Annotated in this window: 2 protein-coding genes and 1 pseudogene; 1 reads left to right on the top strand and 2 read right to left on the bottom strand. The window is 42.5% G+C overall.

The genetic code is table 11. The annotated features are described in order from the left end of the window. Positions 1–804, top strand: an 804-nt coding sequence (locus HNQ82_RS14400; RefSeq protein ID WP_183250460.1) for an IS982 family transposase, incomplete at its 5' end; no start/stop codon positions are given. A 217-nt stretch (positions 805–1,021) separates the two neighbouring features. Here the strand turns inward: HNQ82_RS14400 and HNQ82_RS14395 are convergent. Both HNQ82_RS14395 and HNQ82_RS14390 read right to left on the bottom strand, forming a co-directional pair. After that, positions 1,022–1,402 (bottom strand): annotated as a pseudogene (locus HNQ82_RS14395) (IS1380 family transposase); the annotation flags it as partial. 104 nt (positions 1,403–1,506) lie between these two features. Beyond that, positions 1,507–1,857: a hypothetical protein gene (locus HNQ82_RS14390; RefSeq protein WP_183250458.1), complete on the bottom strand. Its 351-nt coding sequence runs from the start codon at positions 1,855–1,857 to the stop codon at positions 1,507–1,509. Between the last annotated feature and the right edge of the window lie 66 nt (positions 1,858–1,923).

Genomic DNA, 1,923 nt, shown 5'->3' with positions numbered 1-1,923 from the left:
TCTGCCCAGCTGTCACAAATTCAATTCTATCTTCAACGTCGCAATCGTCATTTGGCGAAACAAGAAGACGCGGTGATCATTGCCATTCATCTTTTAGGAAAGCTGCTTGGCTTCTCCTCCGAACGTGCATGGCATCGTTTTGTGGAGGGAAATTTATTTACCGATGGACAGTTTATCGAACGATCCCGATACAATCGCCGTTGCCGAGCACTGCGCTTTGCGATCAAATGGATTCGTCATGAACTAGCGAAACGTGGTCAACATCATGCCTATGCGGTAGTAGATAGCATGCCAATCGAGTTGTGCCATGCCGCAAGAATGTACCGTGTCAAACGATTCCAAGGGATCGCGGACATCGGACTTTGTGCGTCGAAAAAGCAGTGGTACTATGGGTTTAAGTTTCATCTTCAAGTGACCGACCAAGGACTGCCTATGGGATATGTGGTAACGGAGGCGTCCTGTCACGATCGAACCGCAGCGGAAACGGTCATGACTCAAATTCCTCATCCCTTTAATTTGGGAGACAAGGGATTTATCAGTAGCGAATTGCAAAAAAAGTTGTATGAAGAGTACCAAATCGCTTTTTGGACTCCATCTCGCAAAAATCAGAAACACCGTCCATCGGCATCATGGGAGAAATGGCTCAAACAAAAACGGAAAGTGATAGAAACGGTGTTCTCTGTTCTCGTTGACCAGTATCGTATCACAGACATTCGTGCGAATTCGATTTCAGGGTTTGAAGTGGCACTAGATGGCATATTGTTGGTGTATTCGCTTGTCACACTCGGACTAGTTGAGCGCTAGCGCTCAACTAGCACCACGGGTTCTATTACTGTAGATGAACAAATTCGGTAACATAAAAGACTTAAAGAGTCTACTCGTCAAAATAATCACCATTATTCTCATATTATCGGCATTGGCATGGATAAACAAATGAATATAACCCATGGCGTTAGCTCTCAACTATCGCCATGGGTATAAATATTTATACCTTACAGTTGTACGATTTGTTCCTTCTGTTCGCTAAGGTGGAGTGTTGTTGAATCAACAGACGCATGAACTCCTCCCAAAGAATCGTTTCGGTCATCAGAAGACAAGTGAGCTGTTCGAGACGCTGTCTCAACGTCGGGGAGGAAGGCACGTGCCGAACGAAAAGATATCCGTACTGACGATACGCTTCGATATGATCAAAATCCGTTTTTCCTGTTGCAAGCAAGCCGATCATCGAGCGGATGACGTCGCTATGGGAAATGTGCAAATCTCGACGAACCGTTGGGAGCTGAAGGGCGTCTGCTCATTTATCCAGTTTCATTTGATGGAGTAAGTAGACAATGAAAGCAAGCCTAGCGCTTGAGGTAATCGCTTCATCTGTCAATACAAAACGAATCGGGAGATCTTTCATCGTATTCACCTACTTGATGAAAAGTCGCTAACGTTGTTTTTCCTCATGGTATCAATGGTTCGTATCTATTGTAAAAATGCTTTATCACGGATTCAGATATTTAACTACAAAACCTTATTTTTTTGATCGTCCTTCGTTACTTTTGAAAGTTTAAAAATACCAACCACCAGACAAATCATACTCCCTCTCCATAATGCCCCTGATTCACCTAAAAGAAGGGAAATTTCTTCTGATGCCATCGGATGATTAATGTCAAAAGAAATTGCTTTTAATCCCAAGTATACCGCAATAGAGAACGATACAAAATGTAAGAAAATCCAGAAAAATGCTGATCTTTGTGCTTGATTCCTTCTCCAAAGGAAAATTACCATAACAATTGTAATGAACATTACTGTGGAAAAACCACCAATTAACATGTTCATCACTTCTTCTTCCAAAGGAAGATGCTGGTGCATGTGGAGAACACCTCACATAATAGATAAATTGACTCGTAGTGCTAGTTGAGAACTAGCACTACGAAT

Source organism: Anoxybacillus tengchongensis, from assembly GCF_014201585.1.
Classification (GTDB): Bacteria; Bacillota; Bacilli; order Bacillales; family Anoxybacillaceae; genus Anoxybacillus; species Anoxybacillus tengchongensis.
The sequence above is the reverse complement of the archived record's forward strand: the minus strand, read 5'-3'. Positions and strand labels throughout refer to the sequence as shown.

Coding starts and splice junctions, on each gene's coding strand:
- HNQ82_RS14390 (WP_183250458.1), bottom strand. CDS start 1,857: ATGCACCAGCATCTTCCTTTGGAAGAAGAAGTGATGAACATGTTAATT.